The 21,913-nt window shown below is 70.4% G+C and carries 15 protein-coding genes; 8 read left to right on the top strand and 7 right to left on the bottom strand.

Annotated features, from left to right (window positions below; genetic code table 11):
- From CCN51_RS17505 to CCN51_RS17530, 6 genes are all read left to right on the top strand, one after another.
- A partial coding sequence (locus CCN51_RS17505) for a beta-ketoacyl [acyl carrier protein] synthase domain-containing protein (RefSeq protein WP_143675828.1) occupies nt 1-1,552 on the top strand: 1,552 nt, incomplete at its 5' end.
- Complete coding sequence (locus CCN51_RS17510) at nt 1,549-2,832, top strand: cation:proton antiporter (protein WP_014173270.1); 1,284 nt, start codon at nt 1,549-1,551, stop codon at nt 2,830-2,832. The genes CCN51_RS17505 and CCN51_RS17510, both read left to right, overlap by 4 nt.
- Nucleotides 2,816-6,076 (top strand): ACP S-malonyltransferase, encoded by a 3,261-nt coding sequence (gene fabD, locus CCN51_RS17515; RefSeq protein ID WP_014173269.1) that lies wholly within the window; start codon nt 2,816-2,818, stop codon nt 6,074-6,076. The genes CCN51_RS17510 and fabD overlap by 17 nt, the downstream gene beginning before the upstream one ends.
- A gap of 103 nt (nt 6,077-6,179) precedes the next feature.
- A complete protein-coding gene (locus CCN51_RS17520) occupies nt 6,180-6,536 on the top strand; it encodes an effector-associated domain 2-containing protein (protein WP_014173268.1) in 357 nt (118 codons plus the stop codon).
- Nucleotides 6,537-6,666: 130 nt separating this feature from the next.
- Nucleotides 6,667-6,828, top strand: a complete 162-nt coding sequence (locus tag CCN51_RS54975) for a hypothetical protein (protein WP_158104683.1) — start codon at nt 6,667-6,669, stop codon at nt 6,826-6,828.
- Nucleotides 6,825-8,807, top strand: a complete 1,983-nt coding sequence (locus CCN51_RS17530; RefSeq protein WP_014173266.1) for an HEXXH motif domain-containing protein — start codon at nt 6,825-6,827, stop codon at nt 8,805-8,807. The genes CCN51_RS54975 and CCN51_RS17530 overlap by 4 nt, the downstream gene beginning before the upstream one ends.
- Nucleotides 8,808-8,836: 29 nt before the next feature.
- Here the strand turns inward: CCN51_RS17530 and fxsT are convergent, their stop codons facing one another.
- The 6 genes from fxsT to CCN51_RS17560 all read right to left on the bottom strand — a co-directional run bounded on the left by fxsT (nt 8,837) and on the right by CCN51_RS17560 (nt 17,973).
- Nucleotides 8,837-13,324 carry an FxSxx-COOH system tetratricopeptide repeat protein gene (gene fxsT, locus CCN51_RS17535; RefSeq protein ID WP_238545264.1) on the bottom strand — a complete coding sequence of 1,496 codons (4,488 nt, stop codon included), beginning with the start codon at nt 13,322-13,324 and terminating at the stop codon, nt 8,837-8,839.
- Nucleotides 13,317-14,426 (bottom strand): AAA family ATPase, encoded by a 1,110-nt coding sequence (locus tag CCN51_RS17540; RefSeq protein ID WP_014173264.1) that lies wholly within the window; start codon nt 14,424-14,426, stop codon nt 13,317-13,319. The genes fxsT and CCN51_RS17540 overlap by 8 nt, the downstream gene beginning before the upstream one ends.
- 29 nt (nt 14,427-14,455) lie before the next feature.
- Entirely contained in the window at nt 14,456-16,000 is a 1,545-nt protein-coding gene (locus CCN51_RS17545) for a VMAP-C domain-containing protein (RefSeq protein ID WP_106436517.1), read from the bottom strand.
- A gap of 171 nt (nt 16,001-16,171) precedes the next feature.
- Nucleotides 16,172-16,705, bottom strand: a complete 534-nt coding sequence (locus CCN51_RS17550; RefSeq protein ID WP_055413840.1) for a thioesterase II family protein — start codon at nt 16,703-16,705, stop codon at nt 16,172-16,174.
- 2 nt (nt 16,706-16,707) lie between these two features.
- Entirely contained in the window at nt 16,708-16,953 is a 246-nt protein-coding gene (locus CCN51_RS17555; protein ID WP_014173261.1) for a beta-ketoacyl synthase N-terminal-like domain-containing protein, read from the bottom strand.
- A gap of 108 nt (nt 16,954-17,061) precedes the next feature.
- Nucleotides 17,062-17,973: a LysR family transcriptional regulator gene (locus CCN51_RS17560; protein WP_086859716.1), complete on the bottom strand. Its 912-nt coding sequence runs from the start codon at nt 17,971-17,973 to the stop codon at nt 17,062-17,064.
- A 70-nt stretch (nt 17,974-18,043) separates the two neighbouring features.
- On the opposite strand from CCN51_RS17560, the gene CCN51_RS17565 reads away from it, so the two are divergent.
- Nucleotides 18,044-19,216: a TDT family transporter gene (locus CCN51_RS17565; RefSeq protein ID WP_014173259.1), complete on the top strand. Its 1,173-nt coding sequence runs from the start codon at nt 18,044-18,046 to the stop codon at nt 19,214-19,216.
- Nucleotides 19,217-19,249: 33 nt separating this feature from the next.
- On the opposite strand, the gene CCN51_RS17570 is transcribed toward CCN51_RS17565, so the two are convergent.
- Nucleotides 19,250-19,852, bottom strand: coding sequence for a helix-turn-helix transcriptional regulator (locus tag CCN51_RS17570; protein ID WP_238545263.1), 603 nt, complete (start codon nt 19,850-19,852; stop codon nt 19,250-19,252).
- 769 nt (nt 19,853-20,621) lie between these two features.
- Here CCN51_RS17570 and CCN51_RS17575 point away from each other — a divergent pair.
- Complete coding sequence (locus CCN51_RS17575) at nt 20,622-21,659, top strand: GDP-mannose 4,6-dehydratase (RefSeq protein ID WP_014173257.1); 1,038 nt, start codon at nt 20,622-20,624, stop codon at nt 21,657-21,659.
- Nucleotides 21,660-21,913: the final 254 nt, after the last annotated feature.

Raw genomic sequence — 21,913 nt, forward strand, 5'->3', positions numbered from 1 at the left:
CTGGGCCGAGCCGGCGCCGGCCGCCGTCGGCGCCGCCCCTGTCACGGCGCAGTCCGCCACTGGACCGGCCCGGACCACCGCGGACATCGCGGTGATCGGGCTGTCCTGCACCTTCCCCGAGGCCGCGTCCGCCATCGAGTACTGGGAGCTGCTGCGGCAGGGACGCTCGGCCCTGCGCCCCATCCCCGAACAGCGCTTCGGCCGGCCGATGGACTACCACGCGGGACTCCTCCCCGACGAGCTGCGCTTCGATCCGGAGTCCTTCCTGCTGTCCGAGGAGGATGTCGCGGCCATGGATCCGCAGGCGCTGCTGCTGCTGGACGAGGTGAACAGGGCCGCGCACCACGCCGGGTACCGGCCCGCGGAGCTCAAGGGCCGCCGGATCGGGGTGTACGTGGGTGGCCGGGGCGGCCATATGCCGGACGCCGAGCGGCTGGAGCGGGCGAAGAACCCGGTCGTGGTCACCGGTCAGAACTACCTCGCCGCCAACCTCTCCCAGTTCTTCGACTTCCGGGGCCCGAGCCTGGTCATCGACACCGCCTGCTCCTCCGCCCTGGTGGCGATGGACATGGCCACCCAGGCGCTGCGCGCGGGCGATATCGAGTCGGCCGTGGTCGCCGGGGTGAGCCTGCTCGCGGACGACCGGGCACACCAGGTGTTCGGCCGGCGCGGACTGCTGAACCCGGGGGCGGAGTTCCATATGTTCGACCGCAGGGCGGCCGGTCTGGTGCTCGGCGAGGGGGTCGGCGTCGTCGTACTCAAGTCCCTGGACCGCGCCCGGGCCGACGGGGATCGGGTGCTGGCGGTGCTCAAGGGCATCGCCATCAACAACGACGGGCGGACCGCGGGCCCGGCCACGCCGAACCTTCAGGCGCAGACCGAGGTCATGAAGGAGGCGCTGGACCGCGCCGGCCATCGGCCGGAGGACATCGGCTGGGTGGAGGCCAACGGCTCCGGATCCACCGTCACCGACCTGCTCGAACTCAAGGCGGTCGAGTCGGTCTACGGCACCGGCCGGCCCGGGAGGGTGGCGCTTGGCTCGATCAAGCCGAACATCGGCCATCCGCTGGCGGCCGAGGGGATCGCGGCCTTCATCAAGGTGGTGCTGATGCTGCACCACCGGGAGCAGGTGCCGTTCCGGTCGGGACAGGAGCCACCGGCCCACTTCGACCTGGCCGCCTCGTCGCTGTACTTCCCCCGGGAACCCCGCTCGTGGCCGAGCTCGGCCGAGGTCGCCGCGCTCAACTGCTTCGCCGACGGCGGCACCAACGCGCATCTGCTGATCGCCCCGGCACCCGCGGGCGCCCCGGACAGCACCCGGGCGCCGCTGCCGGAACCCGCACTGAACCGAAGGATCGTCATCCGGGGGACCCAGGAGACCCAGGAGACCCAGGAGACCCAGGAGACCCAGGAGACCCAGGGGACTCAGGGGACCGGTAGGACGGGGGTGACCGTGGCCGCCCCCGCATCCGCCGGGACCGGCGCCGGTCTGTTCTGGGACAGCTACCAGCCGGGGGATGCCGTCGGCGCGGCAGAAACGAGGCCCGCATGATCACGTTTCATACGTTCCTGGTGGCCGGCCACGCGCTTGCGGCCATCGCCGTCGTACTGCTGATCGGCTACCTGGGCCGGTTGACGGCGCGCGCCGTCCGGCAGCCCCCGGTCGTCGGCGAGATCGCGGTGGGCATGCTGCTGGGGCCCGCCCTGCTCGGGTTGGTCTGGCCACACGCCGAGTCGGTCCTGTTGCCGGGGCCCGTGCTCGAGGTGCTGCGCCAGACCGGGCATGCGGGGGTGGTGTTCTTCCTGGTCGGTGTCGCCCACGAGTTGCGCCTCGACGGTTCGCGGCTGAAGGACAGGGCGATCGCCTGGACGACCATGGGCAGCCTGGTACCGTCCGTGGTGGCCGGTCTGTCGTTCGCCGGCTGGCTTCTGTGGTACGACCGGCCCGAGTTCCGCGGGGACGCCTCCACCCCCGCGTTTGTGCTGATGCTGGCGATCGCGATGACGGTCTCGGCCGTGCCCGTGCTCGCCAGGATCCTCGCCGACCGCGGCCTGACCACCACCCGCGTCGGCGGGCTCGCGCTCACCTCGGCAGTGATCATCGATGCGCTGGCGTGGCTGGCGCTCGCGGTGGTGCTCGGCCTCGCCAAGGGCGGTGGCGCGAAGGGCATCGCGACCGCTGCCGTTGTCCTCGTACTCGGCCTGGCGGCGACCGCGCTCGTCCGCCGGCTGCTGCTGCTCCCCGTGGCCGAGCGGTTCTGCGCGCGGCTGCCGTGGGTGGTGACCGTACTGCTGGGCGGGGGCGCGCTCGGTGTCGCCGCGGCGGCGGAGTCCTGGGGGCTCACCGCGATCTTCGGCGCCTTCGTGGTGGGACTGATGATCCCGACCGGCTCGGCGCACTGGGACGCGCCGGCCCGCTGGGTGTCCACCCTGGGCCTGTGGCTGGTGCCGGTCCTCTTCGTCACCACCGGTCTGAAGGTGTGGAAGGGAGCCACCGGCATGCCGTGGCTCGTGGCGATCGTGGCCACGGTCCTCGCCGTGCTCGCCAAGATCGGCGGCACGTATGTCTTCGCCCGCTGGGGCGGTGAGGGGCGTACGGGGGCACTGCGCCTGGGTGCCCTGCTGAACACCCGGGGGCTCACCGAGATCGTGCTGCTGCAGGCCGGATTCAACGCCGGAGTGATCAGCCCCGCCCTGTATCTCTCCCTGATGGTGATGGCGTTGGTGACCACCGCCATGACCGGCCCGATGCTGACGGTGATCGACCGGTTCCTGGCGGGCGGCGCCGTCTGGGAACCACGACAGGAGGTCCAGCGTGCTGCCACGGGCTGAGCGGCAAAGCCTCGGTGACGGTGGTGGGGGTTCCCTGCCCGTCGTCTTCATGTTCCCGGGGCAGGGGTCGCAGTACTACCAGATGGGCAAGGAGCTCTTCGAGCACAACGAGGTGTTCCGCGCGGCGCTGCTCCGCTACGACGCCGTGGTGGCCGAGGAGCTCGGCGAGTCGGTGCTCGCCCGGATCCACGATCCGGGGAAGTCCAAGAGCGAACTGCTCATCGACACCCGGATCACCCATCCGACGATCGTCATGCTGGAACTCGCGCTGGCGGACACCCTGTCGGCGCTGGGGATCACGCCGGACTACGTCCTCGGCGTCAGCCTCGGCGAGTACGCGGCGGCCGTCGTCGCGGGCAGCCTCGCCCCGGCCGACTGTCTGCGGCTGCTGACCCGGCAGGCCGCCGCCCTGCGCGGCAGCCCACCCGGTGGCATGCTCGCGGTGCTCGCCGAGCTCGAGGTGCTGGACCGGGTGCCCGCGCTGCGCGCTTGTGAGATCGCCGCCCGTAACTATCCGGGCAACTTCGTGGTCTCGGGCGCGGAGGAGGTGCTGGCCCGAGCGGAGGCCGCGCTGCTGGCCGCCGATGTGCCGTACCTTCGCCTGCCGGTCGAGTACGCCTTCCACTCCCGGCTGGTCGACGACGTGCTCGACGAATGCCGGGACAACTTCACGGGGGTGACGCTCACACCGCCCCGGATCCCCTGGATCTCCTGTGTGGACGGCGGGCTGGTGGAGCGGCCGGGCGCGGAACACTTCTGGCAGGTCGCCCGGCAGCCGATCGAGTTCGGGCTCGCCATGGCGGCGCTGCGGGAGCGGGGCGAGTTCCGCTATCTCGACCTCGGACCGTCGAGCAGCCTGCACAACTTCGTGCGCTTCCACCTCCCCGAGGGGACGCGCTCCGAATCACTGCCGCTGCTGAACCCGTTCGGCAAGGACAGCGATCTGCTGGAAGAGGTCCGGCTGCGCGCGGCACCGACGCGGCCGTCGAGGAAGGTGCACGGAATGAAGGTCTACGGCTTCCCGGGGCAAGGGTCGCAGCGGCGATTGATGGGCAAGGGCCTGTTCGACCGGTTCCCCGAGGAGACCGCGATCGCCGACCGCGTGCTCGGCTACTCGATCGAGGAGCTGTGCCTCAAGGACCCGCAGCGCCAACTCGGGCGTACGGAGTTCACTCAGCCCGCGCTCTATACGGTCGGCGTGCTGTCCTATCTCGCGCGCTTCGAAGAGGACCCGACGCCGCCGGACTATCTGATCGGGCACAGCCTCGGCGAATACGCCGCGCTGTTCGCCGCCGGGGTCTTCGACTTCGAGACCGGGCTGCGGCTGGTGCAGCGGCGCGGTGAGCTGATGGCCGCCGCAGGCGGTGGCTCGATGGCGGCCGTGGTCGGGGTCGACGAGGCAACCGTCACGGGGGTCCTCGCCGACGCCGGTCTCGACGGTCTGGACCTGGCCAATTACAACGCCATGGACCAGTTCGTCCTCTCCGGCCCCGCCGAACAGATCGACACGGCCTGTTCCGCCTTCGAAGCCGCCGGCGCCCGAACCGTACGGCTCAATGTCAGCGCACCCCTGCACTCCCGCTATATGCGACCGGCGGCCGAGGCATTCGGCCGCTTCCTCGACGGGTTCACCCTGCGCCCGCCGACGATCCCGGTGCTCGCCAACGTCGACGCCATGCCGTACACCGCCGACACGCTGGGCGAGCGGCTGACGGCGCAGATCACCTCGCCGGTGCGCTGGACCGACACGGTGCGCAGACTGATGGGCCAGGGCGACTTCGAGTTCGTCGAGCTCGGACCCGGTCAGGTGCTGACCAAGCTGATCACCCGTATCAGGGCCGCCGCCGCACCGCTCCCGATGGCCGCCCCGCTGTCGGGCGGCGCGGTTTCGTCCGCGGTCGCTACCCCACCAACCACGGACACCACACCGGCGCGCAACGCTCTGGCGCGCAGCGCCCCGGCGATCGCCGCCGACGCGCTCGGCGCGGCCGGCTTCCGGGAGCGGTACGGGCTTCGGCGCGCCTATCTGGTGGGGTCGATGTACGGCGGCGTCTCCGGCAGGCAGCTGCTCCGCTCCGCCGCGAAGGCGGGCCTGCTGGGCTTCCTCGGCACCGGTGGCCTCACCCTCGACGAGGTGACGCGCGAACTGCAGGCGGTGGTCGACGAACTGGGCCCCGGTGGGGCGTTCGGCGTCAATCTGCTCTACCAGCACAGGGCGCCGCAGCAGGAGGGCGCGCTGGTCGATCTGCTGCTGCGGCACGGTGCCGACCTGGTCGAGGCGTCCGGATACCCGTTGATCACCGAGGAGCTGGTCCGCTTCCGGCTCAAGGGCGGCCGGATCGTGGCGAAGGTGTCCAGGGCGGACCTCGCTGCCCAGTTCCTCGCCCCGCCCCCGCAACCACTGGTGCGCCGGCTCCTGGAGGCGGGAGCGGTCACCGAGCAGGAGGCCGGTGCCGCGGCGGGCCGGCCGATGGCGGACGACCTCTGCGTCGAGGCGGACGGCGGCTGGCTGACCAGCACGGCAGACCTGCTGTCCCTGCTGCCGGCGGTGCTCCGGCTGCGCGACGAGGCGGCCCTGCCTGGCCACCGGGTGCACGTGGGTTGCGCGGGTGGCATCGGCACCCCCGAGGCGGCCGCGGCGGCTTTCCTGATGGGGGCCGACTTCGTACTCACCGGTTCGGTCAACCAGTGCTCCGTGGAGGCGGCCACCAGCGACCGGGTGAAGGACATCCTCCAGGAGGCGCGGGAGCACGAGGTGGACAATGCCCCGTGGGGCGACTTGTTCGAGGCCGGAGTGCAGGCGCGCTACCTCAGGCGCGGGCTCTTCTTCCCCGCCCGGGCCGCCCGGCTGTACGAGCTCTGGCGGCGGCACGACTCCCTCGCTCAACTCGATGACGACACCAAGGCCCAGGTGCTCGACCGATATCTGCACGGTGAGCGCTCTACGGCGGCGGTGGCGGACACGGATCCCAAGGCGGCGCTGGCCGACGTGTTCCGCGGGTACTTCACGCGCGGCCTGCGGCTCGCGGTGACGGGCGATCAGCAGTCCAAGGTCGACTATCTGGTCCACTGCGGGCCGGCGATGGGCGCGTTCAACCAGGCCGTCGCCGGCACCGCACTGCACCCCTGGCGGGCCCGCACGGTCGAGGCCATCGCCGACACCCTTATGGAGGGCGCGGCCGCCCACATCACCGAGCGGCTGGGGCAGCTGGAGCGGATGGCCATCGGACGTACCACGCCCTGATGCCACAGCCCCTTCTACCCAGCTTCACCCGCTCGGTGCGGAGCGTGATGACCTCGGTCGTCAGCGATAGAGTCCATTTCCGGGCGTCGAAGGGGGCGAACGGATGCCGGAGCGAGGACACGGCGAGGGGCAGGGCCCGCAGCCGCCCGCGAGGCCGGGCGCCCGGCCCGGCCTCGAGCAGCGCAAGCGGTTGGTTCTGGCGCTGGAGGCGGTCCCGGTGATGTCCGATCCGGCCGCACGCGCCCAGGTCCTCGGACTGCTCCCACCCGAGATCCACGGCAGTCTGCCCCGATCGCCGATCACCCGGGTGGACCTGGTGGGCGTGGTGGAGACCTGTCTGGCCTTTCCCGGCGGTCTCACCCTGCTGTGGCAGGCCGTCGAGATGGTGGACTCCGGGTCGTACGCGCTGGGCGAGTTGGCCGAGGTGCTGGCCGATATGCCCGGTTTCGACGGCGGTTGAGCGGTGACCCTGGCGAAAAGGTGTCCGAGACGCGGCTACCCGTCGCTCCCGCGCTGGGACATGATGGGTGGACGGGAGAGTTCAGGCCCGGAATCGGGGAGGTCAGCGCGGGATGGATCGGCCTGGGACCGTGATCGAGTCGGAACTGCTCGATCTGACGGGGGTCAGTTTTGAGAACCTACGCGCCCAACGCGGTCTGGAGTGGGATCAGATCGAAGCGCAGCTGCTGCGTAAGCTCTGCGGTTCGGCCGCTGTCCTCGCCGGTGACACCAAGACCAGTTGGAACATGTGACACCAGTCGGCAGCGGCGGCGAAGATCCTTTCCAGCGGCACCGTCCTCCGACTTCGGCGCGCGCTCCGCGGCATGGGCTTCCGCCGCGCCACTTCGACGCCCTGGCCGCCGGTGGCGGTGGGGCGGCGGTCATCGCCCACCTCTGGGACGCGGAGCGCAGCCATCGGCTGCTTCTGCTGGGACTGCTCATGGCCATGGCGGCCGACCGTCCGGATGCCATCGGCCCCCTGGAACACCTCGACCACGCATGGGAACTGCTCAGCGAGGCCGAGCGGCTGAGCCGCGCGGTGACCGACGACCTCCTTCTGCTGCCGGAGACCGGCGTCTGGCTCCAGCACACGCTGCGCCGATTACGTGAGGATGAGGTCCCGCCGGACGAGGATCAGCCCCTGTGGGTGGACACCGGGCAACTCCATCTCATCGCCGCGGCTTCCGCCATACGGACCGGCCTGTCCTTCTCCCTCCGCCTCCCCTCGCGCTCAGGGACGGTCTGGCTGCCCTCGCTGGGCCGCGCCACCCTCCCCGGCTCAGCGGGTCCGGGGGCCGTACAGGCGGACTTCGACGGTGCCGCGCTGACGCTCCGCCTCGGCGACGAAACGCTCCACGTGGCCCTTCCCTGCCGACAGGCCGCCCTCGGATGGCAGCCGCCGACCACGTTCGTACTCGAACTCCCCGAAGGGCCGATGGAGGTTCACCTCAGCGACCTCGGCCCGTATCGCATCTTCCCCGCGGACCCTGCCGCGGAGCACTCGCCTTCGCCGGCCGAGCAGGCCGACCGCTGGGGTGAACTGCTGGGTCACGCCTGGCCGTTGCTGGGGCGTGCGGATCCGCAGGCGGCCGAGGACGTCGCCGCCTGCCTCCGCTCCATCGAGCCGTTGCCCGCGTCGACGCCCTTCCGCTGGCACAGCGCCACCATGGGCGGTGGCATGGGTGGCCTTGCCGCCTCGGAGCCGACGGCGGTGGAGCCCGCTGCCGTGGCCCAGTTCGCGGCGATCCTCACGCATGAGATCCAGCACAGCAAACTCAGCGCCTTGATGCATATGTACTCCCTGCACACGCAGGAGGACCGGCCGCGGCTGTACGCGCCGTGGCGGGACGACCCGCGGCCGCTGAACGGGATGCTGCACGGGGTCTACGCCTTCTCCGCCGTGGCTCGGTTCTGGCGCGGGTATGTGCTCGGCGGTGGTGCGCCGCCGGACGAGGCGGTGCTGGCCCAGTTCGAGTTCGCCCTGCGCAGGGAGCAGTTGCTGCGGGTGCTGCCTCCGCTGGGCAAGGATCGGGAGCTGACCCGGCTCGGCCGCCGATTCCTGGGGCAGCTGGCCGAGACCGTGTCGGACTGGGCGGACGCCTCCGTCCCCAAGGCGCTTGTGGGCGAGGCCGAGCGGGTGGCCGAGGACCACGCCGTGAGCTGGCGGCTGCACCATCTGGCACCGGATGCCTCGCTGGTGGCAGAGCTGGTCGACCACTGGATCACGGGCGGCCACACCGGCCGCCCGATTCCGCGGGTCATCCCCTGGCAAGGCTGCCCGGCGCCGCGCCTGGTGCCGGACCCCACCGCCAGGAATCTGGACGCCCGGGCCGTCCTCACCCGGATGCGGCTCATGGAACCCGCACTCGCGAAGCTCCGAGCGGATCCCGAGCGCCTTGCCGCGACCGTCGAGGGCGCCAGGCCCGCCGACCTGCTCCTGGTCGCCGGGGACGCCATCGCCGCGAGGGAGCTGTACGTCCGGGAGATCAGCGCCGGACCGGGTCCGGCGCCCGGCGGAGGGGCGGTCTTCCACTCCACCGCCGGGGCCTGGGCGGGGCTACGGCTGGCGCTGGACTCTTCCGGCGGGCACCGGGCGGCCGGCCTGGCGCTGCTTCGGTGTCCGGAACTGGTCCGTGCGGTGCACCGGGCGATCGGGGACGCGACGGGAGAGCCCGCGGACCCCGTCGCGGTCGCCGCTTGGGTCGGCCGTGCGGCCGAGTCGCCGGCCTGAGGCCGACGCCCGGCTCGCGGCCGGTGGCCTCAGAGCGGCATGGGGTCGGCATCGCAGTTGCCGCGCCGCCAGGCCGCGGTGTCGGCACAGGCGGGGTGGCTTTCGCCGAGTTTGGCCTGGAGCTCCTTGACCGCCGTGGCATGCAGGGTCTCGGCCTTGTCGTTTTGGCGCAGCGCCCTGAGATCACAGGCCAGGTTGCCCATCACGACCAGTGCCGTCGGATGTGTCTCGCCCAGGGTGGCCTTGATCACCTCGAGGTTTTCGCGGTCGAGTTCGGCGGCCGCGGCGGCATCACCTTGCGCGAACATGTCACTGGCCAGATTGGCGGAGGCGATCAGCACATAGGGGTGGGTGTCGCCAAGGGCCGCGCGGGCCCGCCGGAGTGCCGACTCGTTGATGGCGCGCGCGGTGTCCACCTCGTTGAGCAGCCGCAGGGTGATGGCCAGGTCCACATCGGCCGCGGCGGTGTCCGGGTGGTCCTCGCCGAAGACCTCCTCGTAGAGCTCCCTGGTCGACTGCCCCAGCTGCATGGCCTCGTCGAGGGCTCCCGTCTGCCGTAGATCCACGGAGAGGCTGAGAGAGGAGATCAGGGAGTCCGGGCTGCGCTCGCCGTAGCGCTCGGTGAGGGCCTTGCGCACCGGCCTGCTGAGCTCCAGCGCTCCGGGGTGGTCTCCCGCCTTGCGCCGGGAGACCGCCAGCCGTCCCACGGTGCGCAGCGTGTTCGGGTTCATCTCGCCGAAGACTCTGCGGAACTTGTCGACCAGCTCCTCGAACATCCGGGCCGCCAGGGCGTATTCGCCTGCCTCCCGCCGGTCGAGCGCCAGCCCCATCTCCGAGAGCAGGCTGTCGTACGTCTCCTCGCCGTAGAGCAGCACGGTACGCCGATAGGTCTCCTGGTCGAGTTCCATCGCGCGGTGGAACTGGCCGGAAGCCCGCAGAGCGACGGCCATGTTGTGGGAATGGATCAGCGTCAGCGGGTCCTCGTCGCCATACGCCCGCACGGCCCGCTCGTACACCTCCTCGGAGATCTCCAGCGATCCCCGGAAGTCGCCCCGGGCACGGCGGTCGGCGGCCACCTGGCCGAGGGTGGAGAGCAGTTCCTCCTCCGCGTCGGCGCCGAGCTCCCGCACCTGTGCCAGCATGCGCTCGCTCAGGTCCGAGGCCTCCTGGTAGCGGCCCATCCGCCACAGCACGTACCACAGATCGCGGCAGAGCAGCAGGGTGTGCTGATCGCCCTCCCCGTACTTCTCCCGCCAGATGTCGTACGCGTGCTGGCCGAAGTCGCGCGCGGCCTCGTGGTCGCCCCAGAAGTAGAGGTACTGCGCGAGGTTGATGACCATCTGCCGCACGTTCCGGGAGTCCGAGTCCACGGCTCTGGAGACCACCACATGCGGATACAGATCGGCGAACCGCCCCCAGTGCTCGGGGTCCCCGGGGTCGCGCGGGGCATTGGCGGCGAGCAGCATATGCGCACCGCGCCGCATGCGCTCACGCTGCTCCTCGGTCATCCGGGCGATCAGCACGGCCTGCACCAGACGGTGCATCTGGATGGAGTTGTTGCGGTGGTCGATCTTGGCCAGGGAGTAGCGGTTGATCTCGCGGATGGCGCGGCCCAGCCGCAGCGGGTCGGTCAGCGCCCGGTCCAGGTCCGGGGCGATGGGCTCGACGGCGGCGCCGGAGAACAGCGACCGGGCCACCGGCTCGGAGGCGAAGTACGCGCAGATCTGCAGCAGTTGCAGCGCCGCCGGGTTCTTGCTCGCCAGGTGGTCCAGCGAGACGTTCCACGCGGTGGCCACCGTCTGCTCGTAGTGGGTCGGCGGGGACACCGACATCAGTTCGGCCCGCTTCTCCTCGAAGAGCCGCAGATATTCCGCCGCCGGCATTCCGGTCTCCGCCCGCCAGGCCGATGCCTGCTCGACTGCCAGCGGCAGATCGCCAAGGACCTCCGCGAGCTGGTCCGCCTCCGCGTCGGGGAGATCGGGGTTGCGACGCTGCAGGAGCTGAATGCTCTCGGAGCGTTTGAACACATCCACCTCCAGCGGATGGGCCAGCGTGTTCCACTGGGGGTTGCGGGAGGTGACCAGAATGGAGCCGGAGGGGCCGCCTGCCGGGCTGCTCGGGAAGAACTCCTGCACCGATTCCGGACTTTCCGCGTTGTCGAACACCAGCAGCCAATTTCCGTAAGGATTCCCGGTGCGCAGCGCCTCCAGGACCGCGGGCACCGCGGTGATGGCTTCGACGGTCACCGGCAGGTGCAGCCGCTGGGCGAGTTCCACCAGCGCCTGGGCGATCTGGGTGGGCCGCTCGGCCGGAATCCACCAGACGACGTCGTATCGGGCGGCATGTCGATAAACGTATTCCAGGGCCAGTTGGGACTTTCCGACACCGCCCATGCCGTGCAGCGCATGCGGAAGCACCGCGGTCGGGCCGTCACGGAGATCACGTTCCAAACGCTCGAGCAATGCCTCGCGCCCGGTGAAGACGAGGTTCCGCGGCGGCATGTTCCCCCAGACGGCGGGGCGTGTCGACGGTCCGGAGGAGCCTCGCTCGAGCGACGCGCCCGAATCCGGCGTCGTCGCGCCCTGGGAAACCGCGGTCAAATTCGCACCTCCTCGAAGTGCGCCGTCGCCGCCTACACCTCCCTGCTGTGAGGGGACAGGCGTCTCGGGCGTTCCTGGAATATTCACTGTGACAGGGCCTTCGTTGTGTTCGGCAGGGTTGATCTCTCCGCGCGCCGTTGGGTCAATCATTTGATCCGATGAAGCGCGGGTGGTGCGGATGACGTGCTGGATTCGACGAGCCCGACGCAAATGGGCCCCGGACAGCGCCTCCAGTACGACATGTTCTATTTCTCGGAAATGGAGGTTGTCCCCGGTGACCTCGGGTTCCGGTGGAACATCCCCACCGCTGAGGTGGATCAGCAGTTCACGGGCCGCACCGCTGTGTGGTGCCAGAAACTCCGCGGCGATCCTTGACGCCATTTCCGTCGCCTGCCGGGTGCTCGAGGCAAGCAGCTCCTCACGTACTCCCTGGCCGAAGAGAAAAGAATTCCCGCCGCTCTCGGGCACGGGCTCGACAAGACCGCTCATAAAGAATTCAGCCAGATGGACCGGGCCCGTTCGAGGCGGGGTGCGGCGCTGAACGGCGTACATGACGGGAAGGTCGAGCGGGACCGCGGCCAGCCGGGTGGCGAGCGAGAAGGCCTCCGGTGAGGCCCACACCCGGAAGCGGGCGACGCGCTCCGCGGCGCCGGCGGGGGGCCTGGTGCACTCCGGCCGCGGGGCGGGGGCCTCGGATCGGCGCGGGGGCACGAGGAGCGCGGCTACCTCGGTCCAGCGCGGCCCCTCGCCGGCGACAAAGCGGGCCCAGGGGGCGATCCACTCGTCGGCGACCTCCAGGACGGGCACCGGGACCGGGCGCCGACCGCCGGGCGCTTCCGCGGCGGGCCCCGCGATGGGGGCCTCGGCGAACTCCCAGTCCATCCGCGCGCTCCCGGCCCAGGGGCCGGAGGCGCGCAGCCGGACCCGCCGCGGGTCGAGGCCGGTGCGGTGCCACAGCCGCTGCGGGAGCGTCACGAGTACGGCCACGGGCTGATGCCGGCCCCAGATGGCCAGCGCCTTCTGGACGGCGCCCGCGCGCCAGGCGGGGGCGAGGCCGTCGGTGAGGACGAGCACGATCCGGCGCCCGGTGGGATCGGCCAGGCTCCTCGGCGGCTGGGGCCCGGGCCGGCGGTTCGGACCCCGCAGCACGACCTCGCCCGGGCGGTCGGAGTGGGTGTCCATGAAGCGCAGCCGCAGATCGCGGAAGCCGCCGTGGTGGCGCAGCGCCGCCATGAGGCGCCGGGCGAGGGCGGCCCAGAGCGTCATCTGCGGGCCCGCGTCCACTACCAGGACCGCGTCCCAGCGGCGTTCGCCACCCGGGCTCATCGCCGGGGGCAGCCCTGGGGCCTCGGCCAGCCGCTCGGCGGTCGCCTCCTCGTCCAGCTCCTGGTGGCGCGTCGAACGCGTCCACTGGCGCAGGGGGCGTAACGCGGACGCCACCTCGGCCGTGGGGTTGCCGTCGGCCGCGCCGGGGCGCGGTGATGGCCACCGCCGGCCGGCATGGGTGCCGGACCAGCGGGCCGATCGCGCGGGCGCGGGGTCATCGGTGGGAAGGAGCACAGGGGATGGCGGCGGCTCGGGCTGTGGAAGGCCCTCCGGTAACCGTCCCTGTGGTTCGCTGCCGCCGCCCGTGGGCGATGTGGAACGTCCTGCGGCCGGTGGTTGGATCTCCGGCTCCGGCAGTGGCGCGGCGGGCTGGGGCTCCCCGGGCGCCGGTGGCTCGTCGGCCGGCGGCGGAGCGTCGGAGCGCGACGGCCCGGCCAGCTCCGGGTGGTGGCGGACCAGCCACAGCGCATCCGCCACCTCCCACCACCGCAGCCCGCCGACCGGCAGACGTCCGTGGTCCGGGGAGGTGGCAGGGCCGTCAGCCGCACCGTCCGCCCCGGACCGCTCGGGAACCGGCGGACGTTCAGGCACTCGGTTCCGCCCCGTCGGCGCGTACGTCGGTACTCAGGGGATGCCAGATGGCGCTGAGCAGGGCCTGCCACTCGGCGTTGTCACCCTCGGCAGGCGTATACGCGCCGGAGGTTGCCAGATGGGCGGCGTTGAGCAGCTGATCAGCTGCCAGGCCGTGCACCTGCTCGCTGCGTGTCATGAAGTCCCGGACCAGCCTGTCGTGCATATCGCCCAACTGGTCGGCGAAGTGCGCGGCGACCAGCTCGCCCAGTGCCTCCGGGCCCGGGTCCGGTATATCGAATCGGAGGCTGCGGCGCATAAACGCCTCCGGGAACTCGCGCTCCCCGTTCGAGGTCATGATGACCAGAGGGAATGATCGAGTGGTGACAAGGCCGTCCACAATGGGGGCGGTTCTGCCCGGATCCGCGGTGTGGACGATCACTTCGGGGGACCGGCGCTTCACCCGTACGAGTGGGGGCACGGCGTACCAGCCGTCCTCGAAGAGCGTGAGCAGGTCGTTCGGGAGGTCGGCGTCGCCCTTGTCGAGCTCATCGATGAGCAGGACCCTCGGTAAGCGGTGGGGGAGCAGCGCGGTGCCCAGCGGGCCGAGCTGGATGAACTCGCCGATGTCCACGCGGGCTTCGTCACCGGAAGCCGGGTCGCCCCCGTTTGGGCCGTCCGCCGGGCCGTTGTGCTGCCGTGCCGCGTACCAGGCTTGGCCCGCCTGGGCGCGGCCGATCACATCGTATTCGAACAGACCCGAGGCGAGGGTCGTCCGGGAGGTGACGGGCCACTGGAGCACCCGGCCCAGCCTCAGCTCACGGGCGATGCGATAGGCGAGGGTGGACTTGCCCACGCCGGGGCGGCCGGTGAGCAGCAGCGGACGCCGCAGCAGGATCGCCGCGTTGACCAGGCGGACCTCCTCCGCCGAGGGTCTGCGCACCGCCCCGATGGGGCCGAGCCGCCGGTCGGCCTCGTCGTCGTCGGGCGGCTGAGGCAGACAGGGGCCGCCCTGGAAGGTCCGCCAGCGCGGCCCGTCCGGCCACTGGCGCTCCTCGTACGGGACATCGGGCAGTACCGCTCCCGTCCCCTGGTACCGGACTGCGGCGGTGGCGGCCGGCACGTCCGCCCCTCCGGTTCTCTCGGGCGTGTTCAATCGATCCCCCCTACGAAGGTGGCGGGAGCACACGGCCCACCGTCCAGGAGCAGTTCGGGATTGTCCCAGATCACGCTGAGATCCCTGACCGGGTCATCCTGCGAACCGATTCCACCTGCGGCGCAGTCGCTCTTCCACTGTCTCGCACGCTCGGGAAGCTTCGACAGACCGTCCTCGGCCAGTCCTTCGCGGACCACGCTGCGAAAGGCCTCCGACAGGCTGTCCGCACGATGGTGGATCAGCACGGGGACCCCGAGATCGAGCCCGAGCCGCAGCTCGCGCAGCCCCAGACCGCTTCTCGGTCTCGGGGGCTCGCTGAGCACCATCGCCACCACTTCGTCCCGCCGCCCGATCCGCGCGTCAAGCAGGGCGAGGTGTTCATCGGTCGAGCGACCCTCGGCGTCGCACCAGTGGACGTCCGCCTGCTCGGGCCGACTCCGCCACCGGGCCCAGCGCATGCGCCAGGCGTGATGGAGCTCGCGCCGCTGCACTCGCTCGAGGCTGTGGATGAATATTTCGTGGTACTTGCTCAAAATAGGGTTCGCATAGCCTAGTTGGGGGTTCCGATTCCACCACTCGACGGGCTCGTTCAGCAGCTCCGTGGGTAAAAAGAACTCCAACACCACGTCTTCGGCGCGCGACTGCCAAAGCTCCGCCATCCGGGTCAGCAGCTCCGCGACCGCGACGGGGATCCTGCTGCGTGTCACCAGTTCGCCGGGCTCGCCCTGCGGCTCACGGTGCAGCCCGGAGGACTCCGCGTAGCGCACCCGGGCGGCGAGGGTGTAACGCGCCTCCCGGCGGCCCTGCTTTCTGCCCTTGGCGTCCACCGGGGTCAGATCGGGCGCCACCTTGACATACAGCCTGATCACCGGGCGCTCCGGTTCGGTGTCCAGCCCGTCCATGCTTCGGGCGCCCGGGACGCCGCAGTGCAGAACATCAGCCGTACGGCCACTGGCCGGGCCCGTGCGCATCGCGATCAGCCCGTCCTCGCCGTCAGCGAGATCCCACTCGTGGGCGAAGTGCTCATTCCAGGCGTATAACTCGCCGACCGAGGCCGCCAGATCGGCATGGAGGGCAAGGTGCTCCAGCAGCACCATGCTGGGCGGCAGACCCCCGGGCGGGGTGTTGCGGCAGGCCAGATGGAGAAAGGCATGCCAGGCGGTCGTGCAGTGGGGAGGGAGGCGGAACCGGTCCCCGCAGACCTCGGCGACGATCGCGTTCAACTCCGGTATGCCGATGTCGAGCGCCTGCCGCAGCGCCGACCAGTCACGCCCCCGATACAGATCGGCCGCATCCCACTCATCGACCAGGGGCAGCAGCCGATGGGGGAGTGCCGGGGCCACAAAGCCGGTGATCTCCGAAAGCGTTGCAAGACCCCCGGGGCGGTCGCCGCAGGCGCGCACCGCCTCGAAGAACTCCTGATGAGCGGTCGGATAGGGCTCCAGCTCCAGCCCGCCGAACTCCTCGGACAGCTCACGCCGCCACTGGTGCCGCCCTCGGGCGTCGGCCAGTGCCGCCGAGTCTCCTAAGACATTCACCATCTCCCCCAGTACCCGGCGCCGCGCACGGTTTTCCGCGAACCGCTCCGACACGTGCGTCCCCCCTCGCACCCGACAAACGCGTTCGTGCATCGCGCTTGTTCGGCATACCCATCGTCACGAGCGTTTAGCGTAGAGGCACAATCGGCTGGTTGGGCACGATCCGCGCATGAATCACACGGACCCCGGACGCCAGGCCGGATTCCGGTACGCGGCGAGCAGGTCCTGGGTGAGCTGAGCGACCACCTCGGGGATTCGGGTGCGCAGGTAGTGGTGGCCTCCGGGATAGCGGTGGACCCGGGTGCCGGCCGTTGTACAGGCGCTCCATTCGTGCAGTGACTCTGGGTCGACCATCGGGTCGTCATTTCCGCCGAAGACGCTCAACTGCGCGCGCAGCGGCGGCCAGATCTGCCGTGCGTGTTGCAGCAGTGCCACCGCATCCGCGAGGAAGGGGGTGTAAACGGTCCGGGTGAGTGCGTCGTCGGTCGGCTCCTCCCACCCCATGATTTCGGTGATGGCGGCGATTCCGGAGCCGAGGTTGCGCGCGATGTGGTCGTCGAGACCGGCGCGGTTCGGCGGTGGAACGGCGGACAGGGCGAGCAGATCCGGCTCGGTGCGCAGGTCCGCCCGGAGCCGGTGGGTGGCCTCGAAGGCGAGCAGCGCGCCGAAGCTGTGGCCGAAGACCGCGTAGGGGAAGGGCGGGGGCATGGTCACGCGCCCCGCCTGACGCGTCCGAGAATGCGCGGGGCGAGCTGCCGTACGCCGGCCGCGGTGGCCAGTTCCATCGCCGGGACGACGCAGCCCAGATCGCGCCCGGCGGCAAGCGCGGCCCACAGCTCCTCGGGCGCCGCGATGCCACCCGGCAATCGACAGCTGAGCCCGATGATGGCGATATCGCCGGACTGCTCTTCACGAGCGAAGCGGGGGAGCGGATTGGAGATCGTCTTTTCTGGCATCCCTGCGGACAGCACCCACGCGCGCCCCCGCTGATGCCGCCGTCAGGCCGGGCCGGCCCCCTGGCTCCGTCGCGGGGAGCACGACCCGTAAGGCCGGGTGAGCGCGGTCTACTGGGCCCGGGTGGCGATGGCGGCCAGATCCTGAGCGGGTCCGACCAGAGGACGGCCCGCCGGGTGGACCAGGCGGAGCTCGCGGGCGAGCGCGAGGCCGCTGATCGGCACCCGTCGCAGAGTGCCGGCGGCGAGCTCCCCCGCGACCGCCAGCGAACTGAGCACCGCGGGCGCGACTCCCTCGATGACAGCGGACTTGATGGCGGTGGTGGACGACAGTTCGAGCAACGGCTGGGCAAGGGAGGCTCCCGCCTGCCGGGTGAGAGCGTGTTCCAGATAGCGGCGCGTGCCCGAACCCTGCTCGCGGCTGACCAGCGGCATGGCGGAGAGCTCGCGCGGTTCGATACCGGAGCGGCGGCGCGACCACGGGTGGCCGGGCGCGACGATGACGGTGAGGGTGTCGCGCGCCACTGTCCGGGCTCGTAGCCCCTCGGGCAGTTCAGGACCCTCGACGAAGCCGACCTCCGCGTCCCCGGTCAGGACGGCGGCCGCGACATCCTCCGAGTTGCCGGTGGTGAGAGCCACGGCCGTCTGGGGAGAAGCCACGTGCAGCGCCGCGAGCCAGCGCGGAAGCAGGTACTCGGCAACGGTGAGGCTGGCGGCCACCGGCAGCCTGCTGCCGCTGCTGCGAAGCAGGGAGGTGATCCCGGCGTCCAGCGCGGCAGCGGCATCCACGGCGGTACGCGCCCAGTCCGCCACCAGAGCGCCGTGAGCCGTGAGTCGCGACCCCTGGGTGGTGCGCTGGAGCAGCGCGAGGCCCAAGCGCCGTTCCAGGCTGCTCAGCCGGGCACTCGCCGCGGGCTGGGTGATGCCATGGGCCCGCGCCGCGGCGCCGACACTGCCCAGCCGGGCCACCGATAGCAGCAGGTCATAAGGGGAGAGGTCGCTGACCTGGCGGGGGAGAGGCATAAGCCGATTCTATGAGCCCATCCAAGATCGGCCCCTACCGGGCGGGCGAGGTCGGCAGCAGTCTGGCCCCATGCCCCCGATACCCGACACCGCCGCTCCGGGCGTGTCCGCCGCCACGCGGCCGCGCCTGCCTTTCGGCCTCTTGCGAGACCTGCGGCATCCCGCGCAGATTTTTGAGCATCTGGGCCCCAACTGGTACGCCTCCGTCATGGGAACGGGCATCGTGGCCAACGCCGCCGTGACCTTGCCCGTACATGTCACGGGCCTGCGCCCCGCCGCCACGCTCGTCTGGCTACTGGCCGCCGCCCTGCTGGTGGCCCTCACCGCGGCCTGGGCGGTCCACTGGCGCCGCCATCCAACCCGGGCCAGGGCCCACGCGGACCACCCGGTCACGGCCCACTTCTGGGGCGCGCCGGCCATGGCCCTGATGACGGTCGGGGCCGGCACACTCACCCTCGGCCGACACTGGATCGGCCTGCCGACGGCCCTGGCCGTGGACACCGTGCTGTGGCTCTCGGGGACCGTCCTGGGGCTGGTGACCAGCGTCTGGATCCCTTACCGCGCCATGACCCGGCACTCCGTCGCGCCGGATGGCGCTTTCGGCGGCTGGCTGATGCCCGTGGTCCCTCCGATGGTCTCCGCCGCCAACGGGGCACTGCTCGTGCCGTACGCCGCGGCAGGTCAGCTCCGCCTGACCCTGGTGCTCGCCTGCTACGCCATGTTCGGCATCAGCGTGTTCGCCGCCTTGATCATCACGGTCCAGATCTGGTCGCGCCTGGTGCACCACACATCACAGCCCGCCGCCCTCGTGCCGACCGTATGGATCGTGCTCGGGCCGCTCGGGCAGTCGGTCACCGCGGCGAACGCGCTCGGCTCTGTCGCCCCACTGGCGCTGCCTCGGCCTTATGCCACCGGCGCCGAGGTCTTCGGCCTGCTCTACGGACTTCCCGCTTGGGGGTTCGCCATGATGTGGCTGGCTCTGGCGGCCGCTCTGACCGCGCGGACGGTGCGTGCCGGGCTGCCCTTCTCCTTGACCTGGTGGAGTTTCACCTTCCCCGTGGGTACGTGCGTCACCGGTACGAGCGCCTTGGCCATGCGTACCGGTTCCGCCGCCCTGCAGGGTGCTTCCGCCGTTCTCTATGTCTTCCTCGTCGTGTCCTGGTGCACCGTCGCGGTGCGGACGGTCAGGGGCTGCGCCAGGGGCGGGCTCTTTCTGCCGCCCCCTCTCACCGCGTCCACCTGACGATGCCCGAGAACGACAAGTCGCCGTCCAGCGCTACTTGACGAAGTCCGAGACGACCCGGGCCGGCCAGGTGCCCACGGTGAGCATGCCGGCCGCGTACGCACGGGATATCAGCGCGGCGCGGTTGCGGGCCTTCATCTTCCGGAGCATCGAGCCCACGTGATACTCGACGCCCTGCCTGCTGAGATAGAGGTTGGAGGCCATCTGGATGGTCGATGCGCCGGTGGCCACGCCTTCCAGGATCCGGGCCTCCAGTGGCGAGAGCAACAGGCGGCGCTGGGTGCCGGGTTCGTTCTCCGGTGTGTGGTTGTCCGGTTTGACGAGGACGACGATGGCGGACAGCCCGTCCGATGAGCCCTGGACGGCGGTGGCGGTCAGCACGCCCGAGAACGGGTGTCCGCTTGAACGGTGTCCCACGACCCGTTCGCTGAAGCGGCTCCGCCGACCGTCGTGCAGCCTCAGGAAGTGTTCCCGGAGGACGGCGGGCGAGCTGGGGCGCAGTAGCTCGAACAGGTTCCGGCCACACAGCTCTGCCGAGGATCCGGCGAAGCAGCGGAAGAAGTCGTCGTTGCCCGCCTGGACCCGCAGGTCCGAGTCGAGGGTGGCCATGCCCGTGCCGTGCTCGGCCGTGGACACGCGAGTCCGGATCCCGTTGTCACTCTGACCGGAGGTCGAGGAAGTCACCGGGATGGTGTGGGGGAGGGTCAAGAGGAGTCACCTCTTTCGGTCGTTTCAACGACGGCGCGAGGGACGTTGCCCGTGAATTGATCAGGGCGCTGACCTGATAATCGGCCTCGACGACGTCAATTGGCCATGCTTTAAGTGGGCTTTCAGCGACAGTTGTGCGGTCACGTTTCGTACTGCCCCCGTGAGCGTCAAACTGGTCGTACCGCGAAGGGGCCCAGTGACGGGTGTTAGGTTCAGTTCCAAGTGTATATCTGAATCGTGCCCTCTTTCGCTGCCCGTATGTCACATTGCGGTGACCGTTCTTGCCCGATTGCCCGCGTCGGGCATCAGTGCGAGCCCGCTTGGCCATGGGGCGTTGAGTGTAAGAGGAGGGCGTGATCGCGCTGTGCGGTGAGTCTCGGTGCGTGGACCTGATCACGATCACTTAAGCGCCTTGAACTGGCCGGTATCCCCCTGCTGCCTGCGAAGACGTGAATGGTGGCGTATCCGGCGACGGACCCCAAGTCTCGGAAATCCCCTAGCGTATTCGCGCTTCCTTGACATCATTCCGGAGCGGCTGTGAAGGTTGAGCTAGACAACCTCGCATTCGGATCCGGGCAGCCGACCCATGGCCATTGCGGGTGTGCCTCAAGCAGTGGAATGCGCCGAATTCCCTGTGCCGCCCACTGCGCGAAAAAACCACTCGACGGTCTTTCCGTGGTCGTGGAAGGGATCCTTCATGTCCAAGTGTGCATTGATCACCGGAATTACCGGCCAGGACGGTTCGTATCTGGCCGAGCACCTCCTTGCGCAAGGGTATCGAGTCTGGGGACTGATCAGAGGCCAGGCCAATCCCAGAAAGCTGCGGATCAGCCGACTGGCCTCGGACGTCACCTTTGTCGACGGCGATCTGATGGACCAGGCGAGCCTGGTGGCGGCCCTCGACGCGGTGCAGCCCGACGAGGTGTACAACCTCGGCGCCATCTCGTTCGTACCGATGTCCTGGCAGCAGTCCGAACTGGTCACCGAGGTCAACGCCATGGGTGTGCTGCGGATGCTGGAGGCGATCCGCATGGTGAGCGGGCTGGACAAGTCCCGCGGTGGCGGCGGGGGTCGCGGAGGGATCCGCTTCTATCAGGCGTCGTCGTCGGAGATGTTCGGCAAGGTCACCGAGACACCGCAGCGGGAGACGACGATCTTCCATCCCCGCAGCCCGTACGGCGCGGCCAAGGCGTACGGCCACTTCATCACCCGCAACTACCGCGAGTCCTTCGGGATGTACGCCGTCTCCGGGATGTTGTTCAACCATGAATCGCCGCGCCGTGGCGCGGAGTTCGTGACCCGGAAGATCTCGCTGGCGGTGGCCCAGATCAAGCTCGGGCTCCAGGACAAGCTCTTCCTGGGCAACCTGGACGCGGTGCGCGACTGGGGCTTCGCCGGGGACTACGTCCGTGCGATGCATCTGATGCTTCAGCAGGACGAGCCGTCCGACTATGTGGTGGGCACCGGTCGCATCCATTCGGTGCGCGACGCCGTGCGCATGGCCTTCGAGTCCGTGGACCTGGACTGGGAGGACTACGTGGCCATCGACCCGACCCTGGTCCGCCCCGCCGAGGTGGAGACGCTGTGCGCCGACAGCGCACGGGCCCGCACCGAGCTGGGCTGGGAGCCGACCGTGGACTTCCGTGAACTGATGAACATGATGGTGGAGTCCGACCTCCGCCAGGCCTCCCGCGAACGCGACTACGGCGATCTCCTCTCGGCCACGAGCTGGTGAATGCCGCCGCATAGGTTGCCCGGTGGCGTGTCCAAACGCCACCGGGCACTGTCGTGTTCCCCGGTGTTTCCCTCGCAATCCCAGGTATTCCCTGGTGTTCTCGCGCGTTCCACCGGTTCCCCGGCCACCGGGGGTGGGGAACTAGGGGTTTCCTCGCGGGCCTGTGATGACACTGGGCGGGGGGAGCCCTTGACCGCCATCACCTGCGGCCACCCCGAGGGGCCGCCGACCGCCGTTTCCCGAGTGGGGGGAAA

Origin of the sequence: Streptomyces milbemycinicus, assembly GCF_002154605.1 — a bacterium.
Taxonomy (GTDB): Bacteria; Actinomycetota; Actinomycetes; order Streptomycetales; family Streptomycetaceae; genus Streptomyces; species Streptomyces milbemycinicus.

Bases quoted from the DNA above. Each gene is read 5' to 3' on its own strand.
- CCN51_RS17510 (WP_014173270.1), top strand. From the start codon at position 1,549: ATGATCACGTTTCATACGTTCCTGGTGGCCGGCCACGCGCTTGCGGCC.
- CCN51_RS17520 (WP_014173268.1), top strand. From the start codon at position 6,180: ATGCCGGAGCGAGGACACGGCGAGGGGCAGGGCCCGCAGCCGCCCGCG.
- CCN51_RS17545 (WP_106436517.1), bottom strand. From the start codon at position 16,000: ATGGTGAATGTCTTAGGAGACTCGGCGGCACTGGCCGACGCCCGAGGG.
- CCN51_RS17550 (WP_055413840.1), bottom strand. From the start codon at position 16,705: ATGCCCCCGCCCTTCCCCTACGCGGTCTTCGGCCACAGCTTCGGCGCG.
- CCN51_RS17555 (WP_014173261.1), bottom strand. From the start codon at position 16,953: ATGCCAGAAAAGACGATCTCCAATCCGCTCCCCCGCTTCGCTCGTGAA.
- CCN51_RS17560 (WP_086859716.1), bottom strand. From the start codon at position 17,973: ATGCCTCTCCCCCGCCAGGTCAGCGACCTCTCCCCTTATGACCTGCTG.
- CCN51_RS17565 (WP_014173259.1), top strand. From the start codon at position 18,044: ATGCCCCCGATACCCGACACCGCCGCTCCGGGCGTGTCCGCCGCCACG.
- CCN51_RS17575 (WP_014173257.1), top strand. From the start codon at position 20,622: ATGTCCAAGTGTGCATTGATCACCGGAATTACCGGCCAGGACGGTTCG.